Source organism: Micromonospora sp. CA-240977, assembly GCF_050942285.1.
GTDB lineage: Bacteria > Actinomycetota > Actinomycetes > Mycobacteriales > Micromonosporaceae > Micromonospora.
This window is the reverse complement of sequence record NZ_CP192055.1, coordinates 5,785,546-5,807,905: the sequence shown is the minus strand read 5'-3', so window position 1 is coordinate 5,807,905 and position 22,360 is coordinate 5,785,546. Positions and strand designations below refer to the sequence as shown.

20 protein-coding genes are annotated in these 22,360 nt (G+C 72.0%); 16 read left to right on the top strand and 4 right to left on the bottom strand.

The features are described from left to right. Positions 1-4 precede the first annotated feature (4 nt). Positions 5-211 carry a hypothetical protein gene (locus tag ACQPWW_RS26135; protein WP_355028066.1) on the bottom strand — a complete coding sequence of 69 codons (207 nt, stop codon included), beginning with the start codon at positions 209-211 and terminating at the stop codon, positions 5-7. Between the two features lie 82 nt (positions 212-293). On the opposite strand from ACQPWW_RS26135, the gene ACQPWW_RS26130 reads away from it, so the two are divergent. The 3 genes from ACQPWW_RS26130 (at position 294) to ACQPWW_RS26120 (ending at position 5,552) form a co-directional block, all read left to right on the top strand. After that, positions 294-812: a DinB family protein gene (locus tag ACQPWW_RS26130; protein ID WP_433126194.1), complete on the top strand. Its 519-nt coding sequence runs from the start codon at positions 294-296 to the stop codon at positions 810-812. A 157-nt stretch (positions 813-969) separates the two neighbouring features. After that, positions 970-4,623: an SNF2-related protein gene (locus ACQPWW_RS26125; protein WP_433126192.1), complete on the top strand. Its 3,654-nt coding sequence runs from the start codon at positions 970-972 to the stop codon at positions 4,621-4,623. Beyond that, the gene (locus ACQPWW_RS26120; protein WP_433126191.1) at positions 4,623-5,552 is read left to right on the top strand and encodes an SWIM zinc finger family protein; all 930 of its coding nucleotides are present in this window, start codon (positions 4,623-4,625) and stop codon (positions 5,550-5,552) included. The genes ACQPWW_RS26125 and ACQPWW_RS26120 overlap by 1 nt, the downstream gene beginning before the upstream one ends. Positions 5,553-5,556: 4 nt before the next feature. Here the strand turns inward: ACQPWW_RS26120 and ACQPWW_RS26115 are convergent, their stop codons facing one another. Further along, positions 5,557-5,814, bottom strand: a complete 258-nt coding sequence (locus ACQPWW_RS26115; protein ID WP_355028062.1) for a DUF3040 domain-containing protein — start codon at positions 5,812-5,814, stop codon at positions 5,557-5,559. 431 nt (positions 5,815-6,245) lie between these two features. On the opposite strand from ACQPWW_RS26115, the gene ACQPWW_RS26110 reads away from it, so the two are divergent. Genes ACQPWW_RS26110 through ACQPWW_RS26090 form a run of 5 tightly spaced genes read left to right on the top strand, consistent with a single transcriptional unit; the run spans position 6,246 to position 12,538 of the window. Further along, positions 6,246-8,345 carry a DUF1800 family protein gene (locus ACQPWW_RS26110; protein ID WP_433126189.1) on the top strand — a complete coding sequence of 700 codons (2,100 nt, stop codon included), beginning with the start codon at positions 6,246-6,248 and terminating at the stop codon, positions 8,343-8,345. An 8-nt stretch (positions 8,346-8,353) separates the two neighbouring features. Next, on the top strand, positions 8,354-9,736 hold the full coding sequence (locus ACQPWW_RS26105; protein WP_433126188.1) for a DUF1501 domain-containing protein: 1,383 nt from the start codon (positions 8,354-8,356) through the stop codon (positions 9,734-9,736). Further along, on the top strand, positions 9,733-11,151 hold the full coding sequence (locus ACQPWW_RS26100; protein WP_433126185.1) for a ferredoxin reductase family protein: 1,419 nt from the start codon (positions 9,733-9,735) through the stop codon (positions 11,149-11,151). The genes ACQPWW_RS26105 and ACQPWW_RS26100 overlap by 4 nt, the downstream gene beginning before the upstream one ends. A 12-nt stretch (positions 11,152-11,163) precedes the next feature. Continuing rightward, entirely contained in the window at positions 11,164-11,763 is a 600-nt protein-coding gene (locus ACQPWW_RS26095) for an FMN-binding protein (protein ID WP_433126183.1), read from the top strand. Positions 11,764-11,812: 49 nt separating this feature from the next. After that, positions 11,813-12,538, top strand: coding sequence for an FAD:protein FMN transferase (locus ACQPWW_RS26090; RefSeq protein WP_433134567.1), 726 nt, complete (start codon positions 11,813-11,815; stop codon positions 12,536-12,538). Between the two features lie 265 nt (positions 12,539-12,803). Here the strand turns inward: ACQPWW_RS26090 and ACQPWW_RS26085 are convergent, their stop codons facing one another. Next, positions 12,804-13,475, bottom strand: a complete 672-nt coding sequence (locus ACQPWW_RS26085) for a bifunctional DNA primase/polymerase (RefSeq protein WP_433126181.1) — start codon at positions 13,473-13,475, stop codon at positions 12,804-12,806. 248 nt (positions 13,476-13,723) lie between these two features. On the opposite strand from ACQPWW_RS26085, the gene ACQPWW_RS26080 reads away from it, so the two are divergent. From ACQPWW_RS26080 to mctP, 7 genes are all read left to right on the top strand, one after another. Beyond that, positions 13,724-14,953, top strand: coding sequence for a helix-turn-helix domain-containing protein (locus tag ACQPWW_RS26080; RefSeq protein ID WP_433126179.1), 1,230 nt, complete (start codon positions 13,724-13,726; stop codon positions 14,951-14,953). A gap of 16 nt (positions 14,954-14,969) precedes the next feature. Next, a complete protein-coding gene (locus ACQPWW_RS26075) occupies positions 14,970-15,542 on the top strand; it encodes a flavoprotein (RefSeq protein WP_433126177.1) in 573 nt (190 codons plus the stop codon). Positions 15,543-15,661: 119 nt separating this feature from the next. Next, entirely contained in the window at positions 15,662-16,498 is an 837-nt protein-coding gene (locus ACQPWW_RS26070) for a Nif3-like dinuclear metal center hexameric protein (RefSeq protein WP_387201307.1), read from the top strand. After that, positions 16,488-17,225 (top strand): zinc ribbon domain-containing protein, encoded by a 738-nt coding sequence (locus ACQPWW_RS26065; protein WP_433126175.1) that lies wholly within the window; start codon positions 16,488-16,490, stop codon positions 17,223-17,225. The genes ACQPWW_RS26070 and ACQPWW_RS26065 overlap by 11 nt, the downstream gene beginning before the upstream one ends. Positions 17,226-17,228: 3 nt before the next feature. Beyond that, positions 17,229-18,371 carry a bifunctional RNase H/acid phosphatase gene (locus tag ACQPWW_RS26060; RefSeq protein ID WP_433126172.1) on the top strand — a complete coding sequence of 381 codons (1,143 nt, stop codon included), beginning with the start codon at positions 17,229-17,231 and terminating at the stop codon, positions 18,369-18,371. 156 nt (positions 18,372-18,527) lie between these two features. Continuing rightward, complete coding sequence (locus ACQPWW_RS26055) at positions 18,528-18,770, top strand: DUF3311 domain-containing protein (protein ID WP_357809713.1); 243 nt, start codon at positions 18,528-18,530, stop codon at positions 18,768-18,770. Next, positions 18,770-20,419: a monocarboxylate uptake permease MctP gene (mctP, locus tag ACQPWW_RS26050; protein ID WP_433126169.1), complete on the top strand. Its 1,650-nt coding sequence runs from the start codon at positions 18,770-18,772 to the stop codon at positions 20,417-20,419. Before ACQPWW_RS26055 ends, mctP begins: the two co-directional genes overlap by 1 nt. Positions 20,420-20,608: 189 nt before the next feature. Here the strand turns inward: mctP and ACQPWW_RS26045 are convergent, their stop codons facing one another. Beyond that, a complete protein-coding gene (locus tag ACQPWW_RS26045; RefSeq protein ID WP_433126167.1) occupies positions 20,609-21,070 on the bottom strand; it encodes a MarR family winged helix-turn-helix transcriptional regulator in 462 nt (153 codons plus the stop codon). 54 nt (positions 21,071-21,124) lie between these two features. On the opposite strand from ACQPWW_RS26045, the gene ACQPWW_RS26040 reads away from it, so the two are divergent. After that, the gene (locus tag ACQPWW_RS26040; RefSeq protein ID WP_433126166.1) at positions 21,125-22,357 is read left to right on the top strand and encodes an MFS transporter; all 1,233 of its coding nucleotides are present in this window, start codon (positions 21,125-21,127) and stop codon (positions 22,355-22,357) included. Positions 22,358-22,360 lie beyond the last annotated feature (3 nt).

Here is a 22,360-nt window from a genome sequence, read left to right as displayed (position 1 = left end):
GCGCTCACACCGCAGGACCGGTCCACCGGTACCGCCACTCGCGGGCTTCTTCGTGGGCGGTCTCCAGCTCGTAGATCTGTGCCTCCGCCAGCCCACCCGAGCCGAGGTGATGGTGGGTCAGCGGCGGACGACCGTTGCTGTCCAGTTCGACGGTGATGGTCTGCCCGTCCGCCGTGCCGCCGACGAGAAGGATCCGCACGGATGAAGCCATGCGCCCATCCTGCCCGTCGTGCCGCCCGCCCGCAGCGGATAGCGGGGCAGCGGGATGTCCGCCTCGTGGCTAGGGTCGGCGGATGGAGCAGACAATCGATCCGACGCTCGGTCCGGTGCTCGCCCGCACCGGTGACGAGCGCGCCGTCCTGGGCTCGTTCCTCGACTTCCACCGTGGCGTGCTCCTGCGCAAGCTGCGCGGTCTCTCCGACGCCGACGCCAGCCGCCGGCTGGTGCCCTCCGCGACCACGCTCGCCGGGCTGGTCAAGCACCTGACCCTGGTCGAGCGGAACTGGTTCCCGACCCTGCTGGCACCCGAGCCGGGCGACGTCTACCTCACCTCGCCGGAGGACGCGCTGGCGAGCTTCACGCTCGGCGACCAGGACACCGTCGCCGGGCTGACCGAGGCGTACGAGCGGGCCTGCGCCCGGTCCCGGGAGGTCGCCGCCCGCTTCGACCTCGACCACGTGGTGCCGCACCCGCAGCTCGGCGAGGTGTCGCTGCGCTGGATCCTGGTGCACCTGATCGAGGAGACGGCCCGGCACGCCGGTCACGCCGACATCCTGCGCGAGCTGACCGACGGAGAGTCCGGCGCGATCTGACCCTCGTTGATCAAATGATGAAAAGTAGGTCAGGAACCGATCCCGAACCTACTTTTCATCACCTGATCTTGGTGGAGCCGGTGCCGGGGGCGGTGGGGCGGGTGATCGCCCAGCGGGGCCGCCTATCCTGGTCGCGGGCGGCGACGAGGGGGAGCAGGTGCTGGTCATCCACGGGCTGTGGCTGCCCGGCGACGGCTCGACCGGCGGCCTCGCCGTCTGGGCCGAGGACAGCAGCGCCCCGCCCCCGCCGGCCCGCCCCGGCCGACCGCCCCGGGAACGTCCGCACCCCTTCGCCGCCGGGCACGCCGACCTGATCGCCGTCCTCGCCGACGCCGCCGAACCAGCCCACCCCGGCGCCGCGCTGCTCACCCTGCCCACCCGGGCGGGCACGCCGGTCGACTCGCCCGAGCTGATCCGGACCACCGTCGCACCCCCGGCCCGCGGCCGGCTCACCCTGGCCGGGTGGCGGGTGCCCGTCCTGGTGTACGCCCCGGACGACGCGCTGTCGCTGCTGCGCGCCCTGGACGATCTCCCGGCGGTAGCGGGGGCGACCCTGCGCCACCTCGCCGAGTTGGCCGACTTCGCCGCCGACCTGGTGACCCGTGGCCGCGTCCTGCCCGGCGTCAGCACGACGGCGGTGAGCACGACGGCGGCGAGCACGACGGCGGCGAGCACGACGGCGGTGAGCACGACGGCGGCGAGCACGACGGCGGCGAGCACGACGGCGGCGAGCACGACGGCGGTGAGCACGACGGCGGCGAGCGTCACCGCGCGGGCGGTGTGGCGGCCGCTGCTGACCGGCACCGACGCCGCCTGGGCGCGATCGCTGGCGCTGGCCCTGCCGCCAGCCGCCCGAGCCGCCGCCGTCCCGCCGACGCCCACCGCCCCCGCTCTGCCATCCACCCCGAGCACAACCCCGGCCACCACGCCCCCCACCCCGTCCGGCGCGAGCCCGTCCGACCCGGCCCTGTCCGACCCGAGCCTGTCCGGCGCGAGCCTGTCCGACCCGAGTCCGTCCGGCGCGAGCCTGTCCGGCGCGAGCCTGTCCGATCCGAGCCCGTCCGATCCGAGCCTGGTTGGCGTGAACCCGGTCGCCGCGAGCCCGGTAGCCCTGAACCCCGCCATCGTCAGCCTGGACGGCACTGCCGGGGTGGGCAGCGGTTCGGGCGGGAGTGAGCTGACCACGGCTGACGTGGTCGCCGGTGCGCTCGACGCGCTGACCGACTCCGCCGCGCGGGCTGCTCTGGCGACCACCACACTGGCCCGGGGGCTGCGGCCGGGTGGTCCGGCACCGGCCTGGTTGGCGGCGCTCGCCGGCCCGCAGCGTGAGTTCACAGTCGATCCCGCGGCGCTGGCCACGCTGCGCGAGGAGTTGGACCTCTGGCAGCGGGACGCCGCCGGTGGCCCGGTGCGCGCCAGTTTCCGACTGGTGGAGCCGGCCCCGGACGAGGTCACCGAACCGATCCTGGCAACCCGCCCAGCGCCGCCCAAAAACACAGCAGCGCCGACCGAGAGTACGGCAGCGCCGGCCGTGAGCACGGCAGCGCCGACCGAGAGCACGGCAGCGGCGACCGAGAGCACGGTAGCGCCGACCGAGAGCACGGCAGCGCCGGTAAGGAACGCGGCAGCGCCGGTGGAGTCGTCCGGCGGGGGGCGCTGGCGGCTGGAGTTCGGGTTGCAGGCGGCGGACGAGCCGGGCCTGCACGTCGACGCCGGGCAGGTCTGGCGGGCGCCGCAGACGCTCGGCGGCCTGGCCGGCCGGACGACCAGCCCACAGGAGACCCTGCTCGCCGAGCTGGGCCGGGCCAGCCGACTCTGGCCGGACCTGGACGCCGCGTTGCGCACCGCCGCCCCGGAGGCGATGGAGCTCGACGTGGAGGGGGCGCACCGGTTCCTCAGCGAGGGCGCCCCGGTGCTGCACGCTGCCGGTTTCGGGGTGCTGCTGCCGTCCTGGTGGCAGCGGCCGTCGGCGCGGCTCGGCGCCCGGCTACGGGCCCGCAGTCGCACCGCGCCGGGCACTGTGGGTGGCACCGAAGCCGGTGTCGGTCTCGATGCCCTTGTCGACTACCGCTGGGAGATCGCCCTCGGCGACCAGCCGCTGTCCGCCGAGGAGTTGGCGGCGTTGGCGGAGATGAAGACTCCGCTGGTGCGGCTGCGCGGCCGGTGGGTCGAGTTGGACCCGGGTCGGCTCGCCGCCGGTCTGCGGCTGCTCCGATCGGCGGGCGAGCTGACCGTCGCCGACCTGCTCCGCCTCGGGCTGGCGGACGGCGAGGCCACCGGGGCGCTGCCGGTGCTGGAGGTGACCGCCGACGGGGCGCTTGGTGACCTGCTCGCCGGGGCGGTCGAGCGCCGGCTCACGCCGCTGGACCCGCCGCCGGGTTTTCAGGGGACGCTGCGGCCGTACCAACAGCGCGGACTGGCCTGGCTGGCGTTCCTGCGCTCGCTCGGCCTTGGTGGCGTGCTCGCCGACGACATGGGGCTGGGCAAGACCGTGCAGCTGCTCGCACTGCTCGCCGGGGACCCGCCGGAGGCCGGACCGACCCTGCTGGTCTGTCCGATGTCGCTGGTCGGCAACTGGCAGCGGGAGGCGGCACGGTTCACCCCGGGGCTGCGGGTGCACGTACACCATGGGGCGGAGCGGGCGCGGGGGGCGGAGTTCACAGCGGCCGCGCACGGCGCGGACCTGGTCCTCACCACCTACTCGGTGGCCGCCCGCGATGCCGTCGACCTGGCCGGCATCGACTGGCACCGGGTGGTGGTGGACGAGGCGCAGGCGATCAAGAACGCGTCGACCCGGCAGGCCGAGGCGGTCCGCGCGCTGCCAGCACGGCAGCGGGTGGCGGTGACCGGTACGCCGGTGGAGAACCGGCTCGCCGACCTCTGGTCGATCATGCAGTTCGCCAACCCGGGGCTGTTGGGTCCGGCGGCGACGTTCCGCAAACGGTTCGCCGAGCCGATCGAACGGCACGGGGACGCCGAGGCCGCCGAGCGGCTCCGCCGGATCACCGGCCCGTTCGTGTTGCGCCGGCTCAAGACCGACTCGTCGATCATCTCGGATCTGCCGGAGAAGCTCGAGATGGAGGTGCTCTGCAACCTCACCGCCGAACAGGCCGCCCTGTACCGGGTGGTGGTCGACGACATGCTGGCCCGGATCGAGACGAGCGACGGCATCGAGCGACGTGGCCTGGTGCTGGCCACCATGACCCGGCTGAAGCAGGTCTGCAACCACCCGGCCCAACTGCTGCGGGACGGCTCGCCGCTGGAGGGCCGCTCCGGCAAGCTGGCCCGGCTGACCGAGATTACCGAGGAGGTGCTGGCGGCGGGGGAGCGGGCGCTGCTGTTCACCCAGTACGCGGAGTTCGGCGCGATGCTGCGGGGGCACCTGTCGGCGCGGTTCGGCCGGGAGGTGCTGTTCCTGCACGGCGGCCTCGGCAAGGCCGAACGGGACGCCATGGTGCAGCGCTTCCAGTCCGCGGACGGTCCGCCGCTGTTCGTCCTCTCCCTCAAGGCCGGCGGCACCGGGCTCACCCTGACCGCCGCGAACCACGTGGTGCACGTGGACCGGTGGTGGAACCCGGCGGTCGAGGACCAGGCCACCGACCGGGCGTTCCGGATCGGGCAGCGCCGACGGGTGCAGGTCCGCAAGTTCGTCTGCGCCGGCACTGTGGAGGAGAAGGTGGCCGCGATGATCGCGGACAAGCGCAACCTCGCCGAGCGGGTGGTCGGCACCGGCGAGCAGTGGATCACCGAGCTGTCCACCGGCCAGTTGCGGGACCTGTTCGCCCTGGAGGCCGGGGCGGTGGTGGAGTAGTGAGCGAGCCGAGCGCTGGCGTGGGCACTGACCGGTTCGCCGACTACGGACGCCCCCGCAAGGTCGACGGGGGACTGCGGGCGCGCAGCGCCCGGGGAGCGATCGGCCGCTCCTGGTGGTCGCGGCGTTTCCTGGAGGTGCTGGAGTCGTTCGCGCTCGGCACCCGGCTGACCCGCGGTCGGTCGTACGCGCGGGCCGGTCAGGTGCTCACCCTCGACATCGCGCCCGGACGGGTCAGCGCGGTGGTGCAGGGCTCCCGGCCGCAGCCGTACCAGGTGTCCATCGCGCTGAAGCCGTTCCCGGCCGCGCTCTGGTCCCGCATCGAGGCGGAGCTGGCCGGCCAGGCGTTCTTCAGCGCCCGGCTGCTCGCCGGGGATCTTCCCGACGAGTTGGAGGAGCTGTTCGTCGCCGCTGGCGCGCCGCTCTTCCCGGCCGGCGTGGACGAGTTGACCCAGCGGTGCAACTGCCCCGACTTCGCGGTGCCGTGCAAGCACCTCGCGGCAACGTTCTACCTGCTGGCCGAGGCGTTCGACGCGGACCCGTTCGAGCTGCTGCACTGGCGCGGCCGATCCCGTGCGGAGTTGCTGGCCGAGCTGCGCGCCCGACGGGTCGAGGCCACCGGAGCGGCAGTTCCCCCCGCGTCGACCGATCCACCGTCCGAACCGGACGGCCAGGTGTCGACTGTGGACGTTCCGACACCCGTCGGCGCGGCCCGCGCGCTCGCCGGGCTGCCGGCGACGCCGCTTGCCGAATCCGCGGACCGGTTCTGGATGCCGCCGGTGCCGCTGCCCGATCGGCCACCCCGACTGGCCACCGGCCCCGATCTCCTGCTGCGCCAGCTCGGAGCGCCAGCGCCGGCCATCGGCGGGCCGGGACTTCTCGAACGGTTGCGCCGCGCGTACCGGGCGTTCGACCCGGCCGACCGGTGAGCAGTCACGTCCACCGGCGGCGGAACCGCCACATGATGGCGGCGTTGGCCACCAGCACCACCGCGCAGATCGCACCGGTCAACCGACCGGCGAACACGGCTATCGCCGGAAGCGACGCCCACAGCACGATGGTCAACAACATCAGGTAGCGGCCCCTTCGGGCCCGAGCCCGGTGGTCCAACCGGGCGAAGAAGGCCGGGTCACTCTCCCGGAGCTGACGGGTGATCTGGTCGAACCTGCGCTGATCCTCTTTGCTGAGCATGGCGCTGCCTTCCCCTCACGCGTTCAGCGGTTCGGCGGCATACCCGCTGCTGCGGCGGCTCACGCTCGCCCGCCACCGCTACTTTTCCCTCACGCGAGGCCACCTCACGTACGGCTTACCCGAACCTTAAGTTTGCCTGTGGTGGTGAACGGCGTGGAACGTGTCGCGTATGGCGGCGCGGTCCGGTCTGTGCCCGGCTGCCGCGCGTACGCCCTGCTGGGAAGGTCTGCGCTCGACGCCGGCGTGGCGCCTGCCCGCGTTGTCGCACTGAGCGCTGTCTTAAGTGCCCTCCCGAGGCTGTTCAGCCCGCCTTGAAGGCACCTGAGGGCTTGGTTACCTTGCCGTAGCAACCCCCTCAGGCAACAGTCGCCGCACCTGCCGCACCTGCCCGGTCGCAGCTTCCGGCGCTCATCAGAAATCGGGATTGGTACATGGCCGACCAGAATGTGCCACCACGTCGACCGCGGGACGACCGCGGTTGGGACGGACGCCAGCACCACAGCGCGGACGGCTACGGCGACCCCAGCACGCCCGCGCCCTACGGGTACGACTCGCCCCACCCCTACCAGGGCGGCTACCCCGCGCAGGCCGACCCGCGCGAGCAGTACGGCGACGCTTACGCCCACACCGGACACCCGGCCCCCGGCCCGCGCGGACCGCAGTGGGTCGGCCCGGAGGGTCTGGGCCGGCCGGCGCCGGCGCGACCGGCCGGTGCCGGACTGCCAGCGCTTGACGATGACGACGACTCGGGTCGCAAGGTGGGCCGGCGCAAGGCCATTGTCGCCCTCGGTGGCACCGCTGCCGTCGTCGCCGGTGGCGCGGCGCTCGCCATGACCCCGCAGTTCCGTGGCCTCTTCGGCGACGAGGCGGCGGCCGGCGACGCGACCGCCAGCACGGTGACCGACGGCACCGCGGCGCGGCCCAGTGGCCAACAGCCCAGCACGGTGCGTACGTACACCGAGCAGAACGAGAGCTACATGGGCTCCCGGGCCGGTGAGGCGCTGAAGAAGAACGCGCCAACCACCGGACGGACCCTGTCCGGTCCGGCCGCCGCCGCGGCGGCGACCAAGGTGACGGTCAAGACGGTGCTGGCCAAGGACCCGATCCTGCACCTGGCCCGGCGCGCCTCCTTCGGGCCGACGCCCGCGCTGATCGCCGACATCAAGAGCCAGGGCATCGACGCCTGGATCCGCGGCCAGTTCGAGCCGGACAAGATTGCGCCGAGCAAGGCCGAGCTGAAGCTCTCCGAGCTGCCCACCCTGAAGCTCGACCCCCAGCAGTTGCGCGCCCAGCGGGACCAGCTCAACGAGCAGGGCGCCCAGCCGGAGCGGGAGATGGTCGACGCCACCATCGCCCGGCAGATCTGGTCCAAGCGCCAACTGTTCGAGGTGATGGTCGACTTCTGGAACGACTTCCTGCACGTCGCCGCCGACTTCGACGGCGGTGAGGCCTACCGCAACTCGTTCGACCAGGACGTGGTGCGCAAGCACGCGCTGGGCAGCTACCCGGAGATGCTTGTCGCCGCGAACAAGCACCCCGCGCTGCTGATCTACCTGAACCAGAAGGACTCCCGCAAGGACGCCATCAACGAGAACCTCGCCCGGGAGAACCTCGAGCTCTACTCGGTCGGCGTGGACGGTGGTTACGGGGAGCAGGATGTCCGGCAGGCGGCGCTGCTGCAGACCGGCCGCGGCATCGACCGGGACGGCAAGTACGCCTTCAAGCCGGAGCAGCACTACACCGGCAAGGTGAAGATCCTCGGCTTCACCCACGCCAACGACTCCGTGGACCCGAAGAAGGCCGACGCGGCGATCGACGCGTACATCGCCTACATCGCGCTGCACCCGTCGACCGCGAAGTACGTGGCGCAGAGCCTGGCGACCCGGTTCGTCTCGGACACCCCGCCGAAGTCCCTTGTGGACCGGCTGGCCAAGACGTACACCACGAACAACGGCCTGATCAAGCCGGTGTTGATGGCGCTGTTCAGCTCCTCCGAGTTCTGGGCCGGCGTGGGCCAGAAGGTGCGCCGGCCGATGGAGTACCTGGTCGCCACGTACCGCACCCTGGGTGTCGCACCGGAGGCGTCGCCGAAGCACAACAACGGCGACAACAAGCGCACCCCGTACGCGCGGGGCCTGCGGCAGATCCACGACAAGCTGCGCGAGCTGGGCCAGTTCCCGATGGGTCAGCCCACCCCGGACGGCTACCCGGACGTCTACGTCGCCTGGACGTCGGCCGGCACCATGGTCAACGGCTGGAACGAGGCGGGCGAGATCATCGCCGGTTACCGCACCACCTTCACGTACACGGCGCCGGAGAAGCTGGTCGCCAAGCCGCCGGCCACCGCCGGGGCGTACGTGGACGCGCTCTCCCAGCGGCTGGTGGGTCAGAAGCTGAGCACGCGGGAGAAGAACCTGATCCTCGGTGTGGCCGGTGTGCCGGCGACTGCCAAGGTCGACGCCACGTTCAACGGGGCCATCACCGCCGTCGCGCGGGCGATCCTCGCTTCCCCCCAGCACCACCTCCGGTGAGGCACCCGATGGAGAAGACTGTGTACAACTCTTTCCCCCTGCACCCCGAATGCCCCGACGTGCGACGGCTGGCCGACAACCCGGCCGAGGCGTTGCTGCGCGCGGAGGCCGACATCGTCGCCGCCGAGAGCGCTGCCGAGCGGGACCGCTACCGCACCCTGGAGAACCTGGAGGAGGCCCAGCAGGACGGTCGTGGCGTCACCCGCCGGACCTTCGTGGCGGGTGCCGCGGCCACCGCCACCGCCCTGGCCACCGCCCAGTTCGTCACCACGTCGGCGTCGTTCGCGGCGACCCCGACCGGCACCCTGATTCACGTCTTCCTCTACGGCGGCCTGGACGGGCTGAGCCTTGTCGCGCCGGACAACGACCCAGTGCTCGCCAAGGACCGTCCCGACCTGCTGCTCGGCAACGACTCGCTGGCCCTGGACCGTGGCTTCAAGCTGACAAGCGCGTTCAAGCCGCTGGAGAAGTGGCTCACGGCCGGTCAGTTGGGCTTCGTCCCGGGGACCTCGGACCCGCGGCTGTCCCGCAGCCACTTCCAGGCCGCGGACGCCTGCAACCTGGGTGGCCTGCCCAACGAGACCGGCGGCCGGGGCTGGCTCGACGGTCTCGTCGACCACCTGGGCAAGGGCACCGCGTTCCGCAGCGTCGGCATCGGCAGCACGCTGCCCCGCTCCCTGGTGGGCACCAACGGCGCACTGTCGCTGAACAACGTGGGGTCGCTGCGGCTCAACGGCGACCAGCGGTTCCGGGCCGCCACCGAGGCGGCCATCAAGGGGCTCTTCACCGGGATCAACCACCCGGTGGAGGAGGCCGTGCAGGAGGGCATGGGGGCACTGGCCACCGCCCAGCAGTTGGCCGCCAAGCCGTACGAGCCCGTCGAGGGCGTCACGTACGAGGGCGTCGGCAACTCGTTCAAGCAACTCGCCCAGCTGATCAAGGGCGGGGCGAACGTCCGGGTCGCCACCGTCGGGATGGGCGGTTACGACACCCACGAGAACCAGGGCACCCAGGCGGGCGGCCAGCTGCACCGCCGGCTGAACGAGCTGGCCAGCGCGATGGCGGCCTTCTTCACCGACCTCGGCCCGCAGGCCGCCAACGTGACCATCATGGTGTCCAGCGAGTTCGGTCGCCGGATCCGCTCCAACACCGGCGGCAGCGACCACGGGCACGGTGGGGTGGTCACCATCCTCTCCGGCAAGAAGCTGGCCGGGTCGCTGCTCGGCGACTGGAACGGTCTGGACAAGCCGGACTCCGGTGACGTGCCGGAGTACAACAACATGTTCAACGTGTACGGGGCCGTGGCCCAGGGCCGGTTCGGGCTCACCAACGCGGAGGTCCAGAAGGTCTTCCCCCGCCAGAAGTACGCCCCGATGAAGCTGTACGCGTGACGTACCCGCACACCCACGCCGCCGGCCGTCGTACCGGGACCTCGTCCCGGCACGGCGGCCGGTCGGCTGCGCCCGTACCCCCGCAGATCCCGGACCGGCGCGGACCCGGCGGCCGACGGCTGCTGGGCCTGCTGCTCCTGGTCGGCCTGCTCGCCAGCGTGCTGCCGTGGTGGCTGGGCACCCCCGCCGGCTCGCTGCGCAGCAGCGCGGCCACCCTCACCGCGGCGGGCCGGATCACGGGCCTGATCGCCGGTTACCTGCTGCTCGTGCAGGTGCTGATGATGAGCCGGCTGCCGGTGCTGGAGCGGTGGATCGGCGGCGAGCAGATCGCCCGCTGGCACCGCGACGTCGGGGCCACCCTGCTTGTCGCCGTGCTGGCGCACCTGTCGCTGATTCTTGTCGGCTACGCGGACCTGCGGAACCAGTCGATCCTCGCCGAGGTCGGCACGCTGCTCGGCGACTACGAGGACATGGTCTCGGCGTTCGTCGCCACCGGCATCATGCTGCTGGTCGGGCTGAGCAGCGTTCGGGCGATCCGCAGGGCGCTGCCCTACGAGCTGTGGCACCTGCTGCACCTGTCCAGCTACCTGATCCTGCTGCTCGGTTACGGCCACCAGTTCACCCACGGCGCGCAGCTGTACAAGCCCGGCCCGGTCCGCACCGGTTGGATCGCGCTCTACCTGCTTGTGGTCGCCGCCCTGCTCTGGGGTCGGGTGCTCGCGCCGCTGACGTTCAACCTGCGTTACCGGCTCCAGGTCGCCGACGTGGTGGCCGAGAGTCCCGACACCATCTCCATCTACCTCACCGGCGAGCGGCTCGGCCGGCTGGCGATGCTCGGTGGCCAGTACTTCCGCTGGCGTTTCCTCACCCGGGGCTGCTGGTGGCAGTCGCACCCGTTCTCCGTCTCCGCCGCCGCGAACGGTCGCTGGTTGCGGCTCACCGTCAAGGTCGTCGGCGCGCACACCGCGGACCTGCGCGACCTGACCCCGGGCACCCGGGTCTGGGCGGAAGGCCCGTCGGGCACCTTCACGGCCGCGCACCGGGTCCGTGAGCGGGCTCTGCTGATCGCGGGCGGCAGCGGCATCACGCCGATCCGGGCGATGCTTGAGGAGTTGCCGCCGGGCGCGGCCCTGATCTACCGGGCCCGTACCCCCGCCGACGTGCTGCTCAGCCGCGAGCTGGACTGGCTGGCGCAGGAACGCGACACCTCGGTCTGGTACGTCATCGGCTCCCGCGACGACCCCGGCCCCCGGCAGCTGATGAGTCCGGACGGGTTGCGCCAGCTGGTGCCCGACGTGGCCCGGCGCGACGTCTACCTGTGTGGGCCACCCGGCCTGGTGGAGCAGTCGGTCCGGGCGTTGCGCCGCGCCGGCGTGCCCCGACGGCAGATCCACCTGGCCACGTTCGAGTTGTAGGAAGGCATCCCCATGCGTCGCGCGTTGCTCGCGATCACCGGCCTGGCCGCCAGCACCACCGCGCTCGTGGTGTTCAAGGGCTCGCCGGCCGCCACCCAGGTCGCCCAGAACCTGCCGACCGCCCAGCCGGTCAACCCCACCCCGCAGGAGGTCGACCCGGCTGCCGGTCCCGCCGCCGACCCGGTGGCCGGGGCGCCGACGCCCTCGGTGGCGCCCAACGCGCCGTCGTCGCCCAAACCCAGCAAGACCACCGCCCGGCCGCCCGGCAGCCCCCGCACCACCACGAAGGCTCCCTCCGCGCCGCGGACCACCACCAAGGCGCCGCAGTCGACCACCCGGCGGGTCACCGGGCCGGGCGTGGACAACGAGTACGGGTTCGTGCAGGTGCAGATCGTGGTCTCCGGCAAGCGGATCGTCGAGGCCGTCTCGCTGTCGCTGCCCAGCGGCGGCGAGTCCGACATCCACAGCGACGACGTCAGCAGCCGGTACGACGGCAGCGGCGGCGAGGTGGTGCAGAAGCAGAGCGCCAACGTCAACACCGTCTCCGGGGCCACCGAGACCAGCAACTCCTACAAGCAGTCCCTGCGGGGCGCGATCGAGCAGGCGTTCTGACGTGCCGGCCGCGATGGTCCGACCCGGGCTGTGCCGGGTCGAGCAGATCATGGGTACGGCGATCACAGTGGACCTGACCGACGACCTGCCGCCGACGACCCTGCACGAGTTGGCCGACGAGGTCTTCGCCTGGATGCGCGAGGTGGACGCCCGGTTCAGCACGTACCGGGCGGACAGCGAGGTGAGCCGCTTCGACCGGGGCGAGGTACTGCTCTCCGAGGCGTCGGCGGAGCTGCGGTTCGTGCTGGAGGCCTGCGCCGACCTGTGGGGCGCCACCGACGGGTTCTTCGACGCGTACGCCACCGGGCGGCTCGACCCGTCCGGCTTCGTCAAGGGCTGGGCCGCCCAGGTCGCCTCGGATCGCCTGCTCGCCGCCGGTGCCGCGAACCACTGCGTGAACGCCGGCGGTGACGTGCGGGTGCGCGGCTTCTCCTCGGCCGGGGCGCCGTGGCGCGTCGGCATCCGGCACCCCTGGGACGCCATGGCGACCTGCCTGGTGCTGACCGGCACCGACCTGGCCGTGGCCACGTCCGGTGTCTACGAGCGGGGCCGACACGTGCTGGACCCGCGCCGGGGCGCCCCGGCCAGCGGGTTGCGCTCGGTGACAGTGGTCGGCACCGACCTCGGCGTGGCCGACGCGTACGCCACCGCCGCCCTCGCCATGGGAGCCACCGGTCTCGGCTGGTTGAACGGCCTCGACGACGGCCACACCCACGCGGTGGTGACCGACGACGCCCGCCAGTACCACTCCGCCGGCCTCCCTGTTACCGACTAGCGGAGCGGGCGGTGGGTGCCGGCCGGACGGGTGCCGGTGGGGCGTGGGCGGCCGGGGCGCGAGCCGGACGGCCGGGTGCCGGCCCACCGGTGGCGTGGGTGGCTGCGTCGGGGCGGTTCGGTGCCGCCGGGATGAGGCGCCCTGTCGTTCGTGGACATCGTTCCCCCGTTCGTGGTGCGCGTTCGCGCCGTCCCCCTGTCAACGAGGACCGGCGCCCCGGCGACGCTGTCGGGCACCGGATGGAATCGTCGGCCGGGCCGGTGGCTCACATGCCTCGTCGGGGCAGTGGCAGGTGACCGGGGAGCAGGTCGGGGGCGAGGGTCACCCCGGTCGCGCGCAGCGCCCCGATCACCGTGTTCTGCACGAGGTACGAATCCGGAAGTTGCCAGCGGGCCTGCTCGGGGGCGACCGCCCAGCGGACCGTGCCCTCCGGCAGCCGGGTGGGCGGCGCGGGAACCCACGAGCCCGGCCCGTGCCGGACCACGTGGAAGCAGTGCTCCAACTCCGGCCGGAGCGGGTCGCCGGGGCGGACCAGGAACATCCACCGCCCGGTGGGGGTGACGAGCACCGGTCCGCGTACGCCGGTGCCGGCCGGGTGGATCTGCACCGCGTCGAGCACGTGCCGACCCAGGTGGGCGGGCACCTCCAGCACGTCGAAGGCCCGGCCGGTGGGCAGCAGCACCCCGTGGGGGCGGTTCCGCCACCAGGTGGCCACCCGGGCCGGGTCGGCGCTGGCGGCCAGCTCCCAGTTCTCCAGGGCGGGGTGGCAACCCACAGTGGGACAGCCGGCCCGGCCGCAGACGAAGCGGCTGCGGGCCAGGCAGGCACCCGGGGTGACCTCCCAGCCGTGCGCGGCGTACCGCATGGCGACCCGGCGCAGCCGGACTCGTTCCAGCGGCGACAGTTCGGCGACGCGCGGTCCGACGTTCCCCCACATGTGTGCCATCTCCCCTCGTCGGGCCCGGCGGTCGCCAGGTCGCATGTCGAGCACCGTCACTGCCGTAACCCACGATCGTTGAGGTTGACGAACGGCTCGTGCAACTTGCACGAAAAGTACGAGGACTGGCTGTACGGCTGACGTACATCGTGTGCGACCAGCGAAAACCTGAAAGTGAACGACAGTCGCCGTACCCGCGGACATCGCCCCGGCTCGATCGGTCGGCGGCGGCAGGGGAGGATGGGCAGATGGACGAGCTACCCATAGGACGGCGAGTGGCTTACTGGCGGGGGCGCCGCAAGATGTCGCAGCAGGTCTTCGCCGACCGGCTGGGCAAGTCCAAGAGCTGGGTGGACAAGGTCGAGCGCGGTGTCCGCCGGTTGGACAAGTTCTCAGTGCTCTACGAGATCGCCGACATCCTCCAGGTCGATGTGCAGCTCCTCCTCGGCAAGGACCCGGAGCGCCGTACCGACGCGCTGAACTGCATCGACCAGGTCGAGGTGCAGGAGATCCGGGCGGCGCTGGAACGCTACGACTCGATGAGCGCGTACTTCGACGCGGTGCCGTGTCCGCCGCCGCTGGAGGACCTGCGCAAGGCCGTCAACCACGCCTGGCTGACCTACCAGTACGGTCGCTACGGCATGCTCACCCGGGCGCTGCCCAAGCTGCTGCGCGACGCTCAGGCCGCCGACGCCGCCTACGGCGGTGACCGCGCCCCCGAGGCGGCCCACCTGCTCGGGCAGGTCTACCAGATCGCCTCCTCGGTGCTGCGCAAGCTCGGCGAGTGCGAGCTCGCCTGGTTGGCCGCCGACCGGTCGATGGCGGTGGCCCAGCGGGCCGACGACCCCCTGCTGGCCGGCATCGCGACCACCCGGGTCTGCAACGCGCTTGTCGCGATGGGCCGGGCCCGCCCCGCGCTGGAGCTGAACGTCCAGATCGCCAACCGGCTGGCCCCGGGCGGGAGCAACGAGGTCACCCCGGCCCGCCTCTCCGTCTACGGGATGCTGCTGCTCCAGGGTGCGATGGCCGCGTCGCGCATCGGTGACACCGCAAGCGTCGACGACCTGATCAACTGCGCGCAGGAGGCCGCCACGCTGCTCGGCGGCGACCACAACCACTACTGGACGTCGTTCGGCCCGACGAACGTCGAACTGCACCGGGCCGCCGCCGCGGTGGAGCTGGGGGACGGGGGTCGGGCCGTGGAGGTGCACCAACTGCGCATCGAGGAGCCCTCCTTCAACGCGCTGCTGCCCGAACGCCGCGCCCATCACCTGCTCGACATCGCCCGCGGGTACGCCCAACTGGGCGACGTGGCGAACGCCGGCGAGATGCTGCTGCTCGGTGACCGACTCGCTCCGTCGGAGATCCGCTGCCGGCCGATCGCCCACGAGGTGATGTCGGACATCCTTCGTCGCACACGTGGTGCGCCGCCTTCTCCGGTAGCGGAGTTGGCTGAGCACATGGGAGTAGGGGTATGAGCGCGGAGCCGGTGTGATGGCCGGTTCGCCACCTTGCAGCGGGCACCGGCAGGTGCTCTACGTCATCGCCTGCGGTTCACCGCTGGCCCGGCACGTCGGCCGTCTGGTCGACCTTGCCCAGCAGGATGGTTGGGACGTCTGCGTGGTCACCACGCCGGACGGGGCCAAGTTCGTCGACCAGGCCGCACTGGTTCGGCAGACCGGCCACCCGGTGCGGACGCACTACAAGAACCCCGGCGACCCGGACGTGTTGCCACCCGCCGACGCCATGATCGTCTGCCCGGCCACCGTCAACACGGTAAACAAGTGGGCGGCCGGGATCACCGACACCCTGGCGCTCGGGCTGCTCGTCGAGGCGCAGGGCAAGGGCGTCCCCATCGTCGCGGTGCCGTACACCAACGCCGCGATGGCCGCCCACCCCGCGTTCCGTACCGGGGTGGCCCGGCTGGCCGAGTGGGGCGTCACTGTGCTCTTCGGTGACCACGTGATCGCCCTGCATCCGCCCGGCATGGGGGAGCAGCACCTGCACGCCTTCCCGTGGGCGATGCCGCTCACCGCGTTGCACGCCGTCTCCGCGAGCGCTGCCTAGCGCTCGCCAGCGCGGCCGGCCCGCGACGCGACCGGGCCGGGTGTCACCGCTGGACCGCCCCCGCGCCGGTAAGCTGGCCCGCCGTGAGCACTAGCAGATCCGCCCCCACGGTTACCGACGTGGTGGCCGAGCTGGAACGGCGCTATCCACCGGCCTGGGCCGAGGAATGGGACCGGGTGGGCCTGGTGCTCGGCGAGCCCGCCGCCCCGGTCCGCCGGGTGCTCTGCGTGGTCGACGTGGTGCCCGAGACGGTCGCCGAAGCGCTGGCGGCCGACGTCGACATGATCGTCGCGCATCATCCGCTGCTGCTTCGCGGGGTCTCGTCGGTGGCGCCGACGACCTTCAAGGGCCGGATCATCCACCAGCTGATCCGGGCCGGGGTGGCGCTCTACGCCGCGCACACGAACGCCGATGTGGCCGCCCCGGGCGTCTCCGACGCCCTCGCCGCCCGATTCGGGCTGACCGGGTTGCGTCCGCTCCAGCGGCCCGCGCCCGGCTCGGCCGCCCACGGCGACGACCGGGGCTTCGGCCGGATCGGGGAGCTGCCCCAGCCGATGACTCTCGCCGAGCTGACCCGGCACGCGGCCGCCGTGCTCCCCGTCACGTCCTGGGGAGTTCGCGCGGCGGGGGATCCCGGGCGTATGGTTCGTACCCTCGCCGTCAGCGGCGGGTCGGGGGACAGCTTCCTCGGCGCCGCGACCGCCGCCGGGGTGGACGCGTTCCTCACCGCCGACCTGCGGCACCACCCGGCCGGCGAGCACCTCGCCGCCGATGGTCCCGCCCTGATCGACGCCGCCCACTGGGCGACCGAACGACCGTGGCTGGACGACCTGGCCGCCCTCCTGCGGGAGGCGCTGGGCGTCGAGACGCTGGTGTCCGACCTGGACACCGATCCGTGGACCGTGCACGCCGCCGCACCCGCTGTGGACGACAAGGAGCCCGACCGTGAAGGCTGACCCTCAGGTGCAGCGCCGCCTGCTCGACCTCCAGGCGATCGACACCAACCTCGCCCAGCTCGCCCACCGCCGGCGGACGCTGCCGGAGCGGGCCGAGCTGGAGTCGCTGGCCCGGGAGTTGTCGTCGTTGGAGGACGAGCGGGTCCGCGCCCAGGTGGCGGTCGACGACCTGGACCGGGACATCGCCCGGCTGGAGAAGGACGTCGAGCAGGTCCGCGCCCGTAAGGAGAAGGACGAGAACCGGCTGGCCGCCGGCACCGGCCCGGCCCGCGAGCTGGAGGCGCTCCAGCACGAGCTGGTCTCGCTGAACCGGCGCCAGGGCGACCTGGAGGACGCCGAGCTGGAGCTGATGGAGCAGCGCGAAACCGCGCAGGGCGTCCTGGACGGCGTGGAGCACCGGCTGGCCGAGACCCGGGAGAAGCGGGCCGCGACCGAGCAGCGCCGCGACGACGCGCTTTCGGAGATCACCAAGGAGGAGGAGTTCAAGCGGGGGGCCCGTCAGCCGCTCGCCGCCGACCTTCCGGCCGACCTGGTCACCCTCTACGACAAGATCCGCGCGGACACCGGGTTGGGCGCCGCGCTGCTCACCGCGGGCCGCTGCGGCGGCTGCCGGCTGGAGCTGTCCGGGGCCGACCTGGCCCGGATCCGCAAGGCCGCCCCGGACGACGTGGTCCGCTGCGAGGACTGCCGGCGGATCATGGTCCGCACCAACGAGTCGGGTCTGTAGGTCGTGGCGCCGCGGGTGGTCAGCGTCGAGGCCGACGGCGGATCCCGGGGCAATCCCGGTCCCGCCGGTTACGGCGCTGTGGTGCGTGACGCGGAGACCGGCGAGGTGCTCGCGGAGCGCTCCGAGTCGCTCGGCACGGCGACAAACAACGTCGCGGAGTACCAGGGGCTGATCGCCGGGCTGACCGCCGCCGCCGAGCTGGGCGCCGCCGAGGTGGACGTCCGGATGGACTCCAAGCTGGTGGTCGAGCAGATGTGCGGCCGGTGGCAGATCAAGCACCCCGGCCTGCGACCCCTCGCCGCCGAGGCCGCCGGGCTGGTGGGCCGGTTCACGGCGGTCCGGTTCGCGTGGATCCCGCGCGAGCAGAACCGGCACGCCGACGCGCTCGCCAACGCGGCAATGGACGCCGCCGCCGGCCGACCCGCGCGGACCCCGACAACGGGCCAACCCCCGGCGACGCCCGCGACGGGCAGCGACCCGGCGACCGCGCCGGCCTCGTGGGAGCCACGGCCGACCTTCACCGCCACCCGGCTGATCCTGGTCCGGCACGGCGAGACCGAGTACACCGAGCAGCGGCGCTACTCCGGCCGCGGCGACGTGCCGCTCTCCGCGAAGGGCCGGGACCAGGCCCTGGCCACCGGCGCCCGGGTGGCCGCGCTGGCCCCGTCCGTCGCGGCAGTGCTCAGCTCACCGCTGTCCCGGTGTACGGCCACCGCGGCGGCGATCACCGCAGCGCTCGGCGGCGACGTGCCGGTCCGCACCGAGGACGACCTGATCGAGTGCGACTTCGGCCAGTGGGAGGGGCGGACCTTCGCCGAGGTGCGCCAGCAGTGGCCGGGGGAGATGGACGCCTGGCTCGCCTCACCCCGGATCGCCCCGCCGGGCGGTGAGTCGTTCACCCACGTCGCCGAACGCGCGCACCGCGTCGTCGCCGGGCTGCTCACCGCGTACCCCGGGGAGACCGTGGTGGTCGTTTCGCACGTCTCCCCGATCAAGCTGGTGCTGCGCGACGCGCTCGCGGCCGGCGACGGGTTCCTGCATCGGCTCTTCCTGGACGCGGCCGGCATCTCGGTGCTCGACATGTGGCCCGACGGCGGCGTGGCCGTCCGTACCGTCAACGACACCGCCCACCTCGCCGCGCTCTGATCACCGCCGGCGGGGTCCGGTGCGGGCGGCCGTCATTCGGCGCACCGCACTCGCCGCTCGGCGCACGATTCGCCTCGCGGGGCGCGTGACGGCCATCACAGAGTCGTAGCCTCCGGCCGTTACATCGAGAGCCTCGACTCCCCGGAGGTGTGTCAGATGGCTGCACCGGAACCGGAGGCGCCCACCACGGCGCCAACCAGGGCGAAGGACCACAGCCCCTGGAACTGGTTGCTCTTCATCCCGATCGTGGTGCCGCTGATCCCGGTCTTCTTCAATGGCGACTCGCCCCGGGTCTTCGGCTTCCCGCGCTTCTACTGGCTGCAACTGGCCTTCATCCTGCTCGGCGTCGGCACCACCACGTTGGTCTACCAGATGACGAAGAAGCGGGGAGGCCGCTGATGTGGCGCGACCATCTCACCGAGATCATCGTCTTCTCGTTCCTCTTCCTGCTGGTGAGCGCGATGGGCTTCGTGGCCGCCCGGTGGCGGGCACCGAAGGACATGGCGCACCTGGACGAGTGGGGGCTGGGCGGGCGCAGCTTCGGCGGCTGGATCACCTGGTTCCTGGTCGGCGGTGACCTCTACACCGCGTACACGTTCGTGGCGGTGCCGGCCCTGATGTTCGGCGCCGGAGCGGCCGGGTTCTTCGCCGTGCCGTACACCATCGTGATCTACCCGATGGTCTTCCTGGTGCTGGTCCGGCTCTGGTCGGTGTCGCACCGGCACGGGTTCGTGACTCCTGCCGACTTCGTCCGCAACCGGTTCGACTCGCCGGTGCTGGCCCTGCTGATCGCGATCACCGGCATCGTGGCCACCATGCCGTACATCGCGTTGCAGTTGATCGGCATCGAGGCCGTGCTCAAGACGATGGGGGTCACCGGCGACAACGCGGTGGCCCGGCACCTGCCGATCATCATCGCGTTCGCGATCCTGGCCGCGTACACGTACCAGTCGGGGCTGCGCGCGCCGGCGCTCATCGCGTTCGTCAAGGACAGCCTGATCTACATCGTCATCCTGGTGGCGATCGTCTACCTGCCGTACAAGCTGGGCGGCTGGGGGGACATCTTCGCCGCCGCCGACGCGAAGTTCGACGCCTCACCCAACCCGAACGACGGCATCCTGCTCAACGGCAACAACCAGCTTCAGTACGTGACGCTGGCGCTCGGTTCGGCGTTGGCGCTCTTCCTCTACCCGCACAGCATCACCGGTGTGCTGGCCAGCCGGAACCGCGACGTGATCAAGCGGAACATGTCGGCGCTGCCCGCGTACAGCCTGCTGCTCGGGCTGATCGCGCTGCTCGGTTACATGGCCATCGCGGCGGGGGTGAAGCCACTGCCCGGGGCGTCGGCCGGCAGCGTGGACAACAACACCATCGTGCCGCTGCTGTTCGACCAGCAGTTCCCGGACTGGTTCGCCGGTGTGGCGTACGCGGCGATCGGCATCGGTGCGCTCGTGCCCGCGGCGATCATGTCGATCGCGGCGGCGAACCTGTTCACCCGCAACATCTACAAGGAGTACCTGAAGCGGGACGCCTCCCCGGCCCAGGAGGCGAACGTCTCGAAGATCACCTCGCTGGTGGTGAAGGTCGGCGCGGTGGCCTGCATCGTGTTCCTCGACCCGCAGTTCTCCATCGACCTCCAGCTGATCGGTGGCGTGATCATCCTGCAGACGCTGCCGGCGGTGGCGCTGGGCCTCTACACCCGCTGGTTCCACCGCACCGGCCTGATCGTCGGCTGGGCGGCCGGCATGGGGATGGGCATGTGGATGCTCTACCAGGTCGCCAGCCCGACGAAGAAGCACTTCGGCGGCTCGGCGTTCCCGCTGTCCGAGTTCGGGTTCGACACCACCAGGACGATCTACGTCGGCATCGTGGCGGTCCTTGTCAACCTGGCCGTCGCGGCACTTGTGACGCTGGCGCTGCGGGCCGCCAAGGTGGCGGAGGGGGTCGACGGCACTACGCCGGACGACTACTTCGCCGACGAGGGTGACCCCCGGCTCACCCCGGGCACCGAGAGCGACGCCAACCCGGCCCGCGAGCCGGTCGCCTGACCCGCGGCTACGCCCGGGTGCCGACGTCGGTCGGTGCCCGGGCGTATCCGTGTCTCGGGGTCGTCGTCGCGGGCCCGTGGCCCCGAAGATCGTGCTCGATCATTGTTGTAGTGCTGTCGGACCGCACGCGATGCCACTACAACCAGGATCTTGCGCGATCTTGGCGGTGGCGGAGGTGTCGCGGGTCGGTCAGCGGCGGCGGTTGCGGTTCAGCAGGGCCTGGTTGAGGCGGCCCAGCAGGGTCGCCAGGGTGGCCCGGTCCTCGATGCTCCAGTCGGCGAGCATGTCGCCGTAGAGCCGGGTGCGGGCGGCCTGCACGGCGGCCATCCGTTGTAGGCCGGCGGGGGTGGGGGAGATGACGGTGCCCCGGCCGTCGGACGGATCCGGGGTGCGCGTGATCAGGCCGTCGCGTTGCAGAGCGGAGACCTGTCGGGTCACCGTCGAGCCGTCCAGGTTGAGTCGGGCGGCGAGCGCTGAGACGTTCTGCGGGCCGGCGTCGGCCAGGTGGCGCAGGATGACGTACGCCGCGCGGTCCAGCACCCGGTGCTCGGCGGTGCCGGTGGCCCGCCGGGTGGCCTCACCGAAGCGCATCAGCAGGGCCACCTCGGTCTCGATCTGGCCGAGGGTGCTCTCGTCATGGTCGTCGCTCATAGCTGTATGATACAGGATAAGTACCTGTAAGATACAGCTATCTGAGGAGTCCGAGTGGATCGGCGTACCGAACCGAACCGCAGTGCCATCTACGCCACCACACTGGTGGCCTTCCTCGCCATCGCCGGCATCGCCGTCGTCGACCCGATCCTGCCGGCCATCGGTGAGGCGATCGGCGTCACCGCCTGGCAGGTCGAGCTGCTGTTCACCGCGTACATCGCGGTCATGGCCCTTGGCATGATCCCGGCGACGCTGGCCAGCGGCCGGTTCGGCTTCAAGCCGGTGCTCATCACCGGCGTCTCCGTGGTCGGCCTCGCCGCGATCCTCGCCTCGTTCAGCGACAACATCGTGCAACTCTCCGTGCTGCGCGGTGTCTGGGGGCTGGGTAACGCGATGTTCTTCGCCACCGCCATGGTGGTGCTTGTCAACCTGGCGGTCGACAGGGAATGGGTGGTCGGCCTCTTCGAAACCGCGCTGGGCCTCGGCTTCGCCGTCGGACCGCTGATCGGCGGCCTGCTCGGCCAGGTCAGCTGGCGGCTGCCGTTCTTCGTCTGCGGCGTCTTCATGGTCCTCGCCCTCGGCGTGGCCTCCCGCAAACTCCGCGAACCCACAAACCGGCGGGCCCCGGTACGCGTCGGCCAGATCTTCGCCACCTACCGCCGGCCGGCGTTCATCGCCCTCTGTGTGGTCACCGCCGCGTACAACTTCGTGTTCTTCGTGGTCCTCGGCTACACGCCGCTCTTCCTCGGCCTGGACATCGTCCCGCTGGGCCTCGCGTTCACCGGCTGGGGTCTCGGCCTGGCCACCGGCATCCTGGTCATCGGCCACCGACTGGCCCACCGCATCGGCGCGGTGCAGACCGTGGGTGTCGCCATCGCCGGCCTGCTGGTCTGCATGGTCCTCTTCGCCACCTCCACAAGCACCGCCGAGGCGCTCGTGGTGCTTGTGCTCGCCGGACTCTGCATGGGGCTGGCCAACGCCAACCTCACCGACCTGGCGCTCGGCCTCGGCTCCAGCGACCGACGGGTCGCCACCGGCGCGTTCAACCTGGTCCGCTGGGGCGCCGCCGCCCCGGCACCGATCATCTCCGGCAAGCTCGCCGAGCAGTCGCTGTCGCTGCCGTTCTGGGTCGGCTTCGGGGTCCTCGCCGTCGGCGTGCTCGTCTACCTGGCCTTCGCGCACCTGATGGCCGCCGGCTACGGCGAACGGGTCCTCTGGTCCCGCTGGAACCGCAGCGCCGCGAGCGCCGAGAACACCGCCGAAGAGCCGGTAGGCGAGGCGTACTGACCC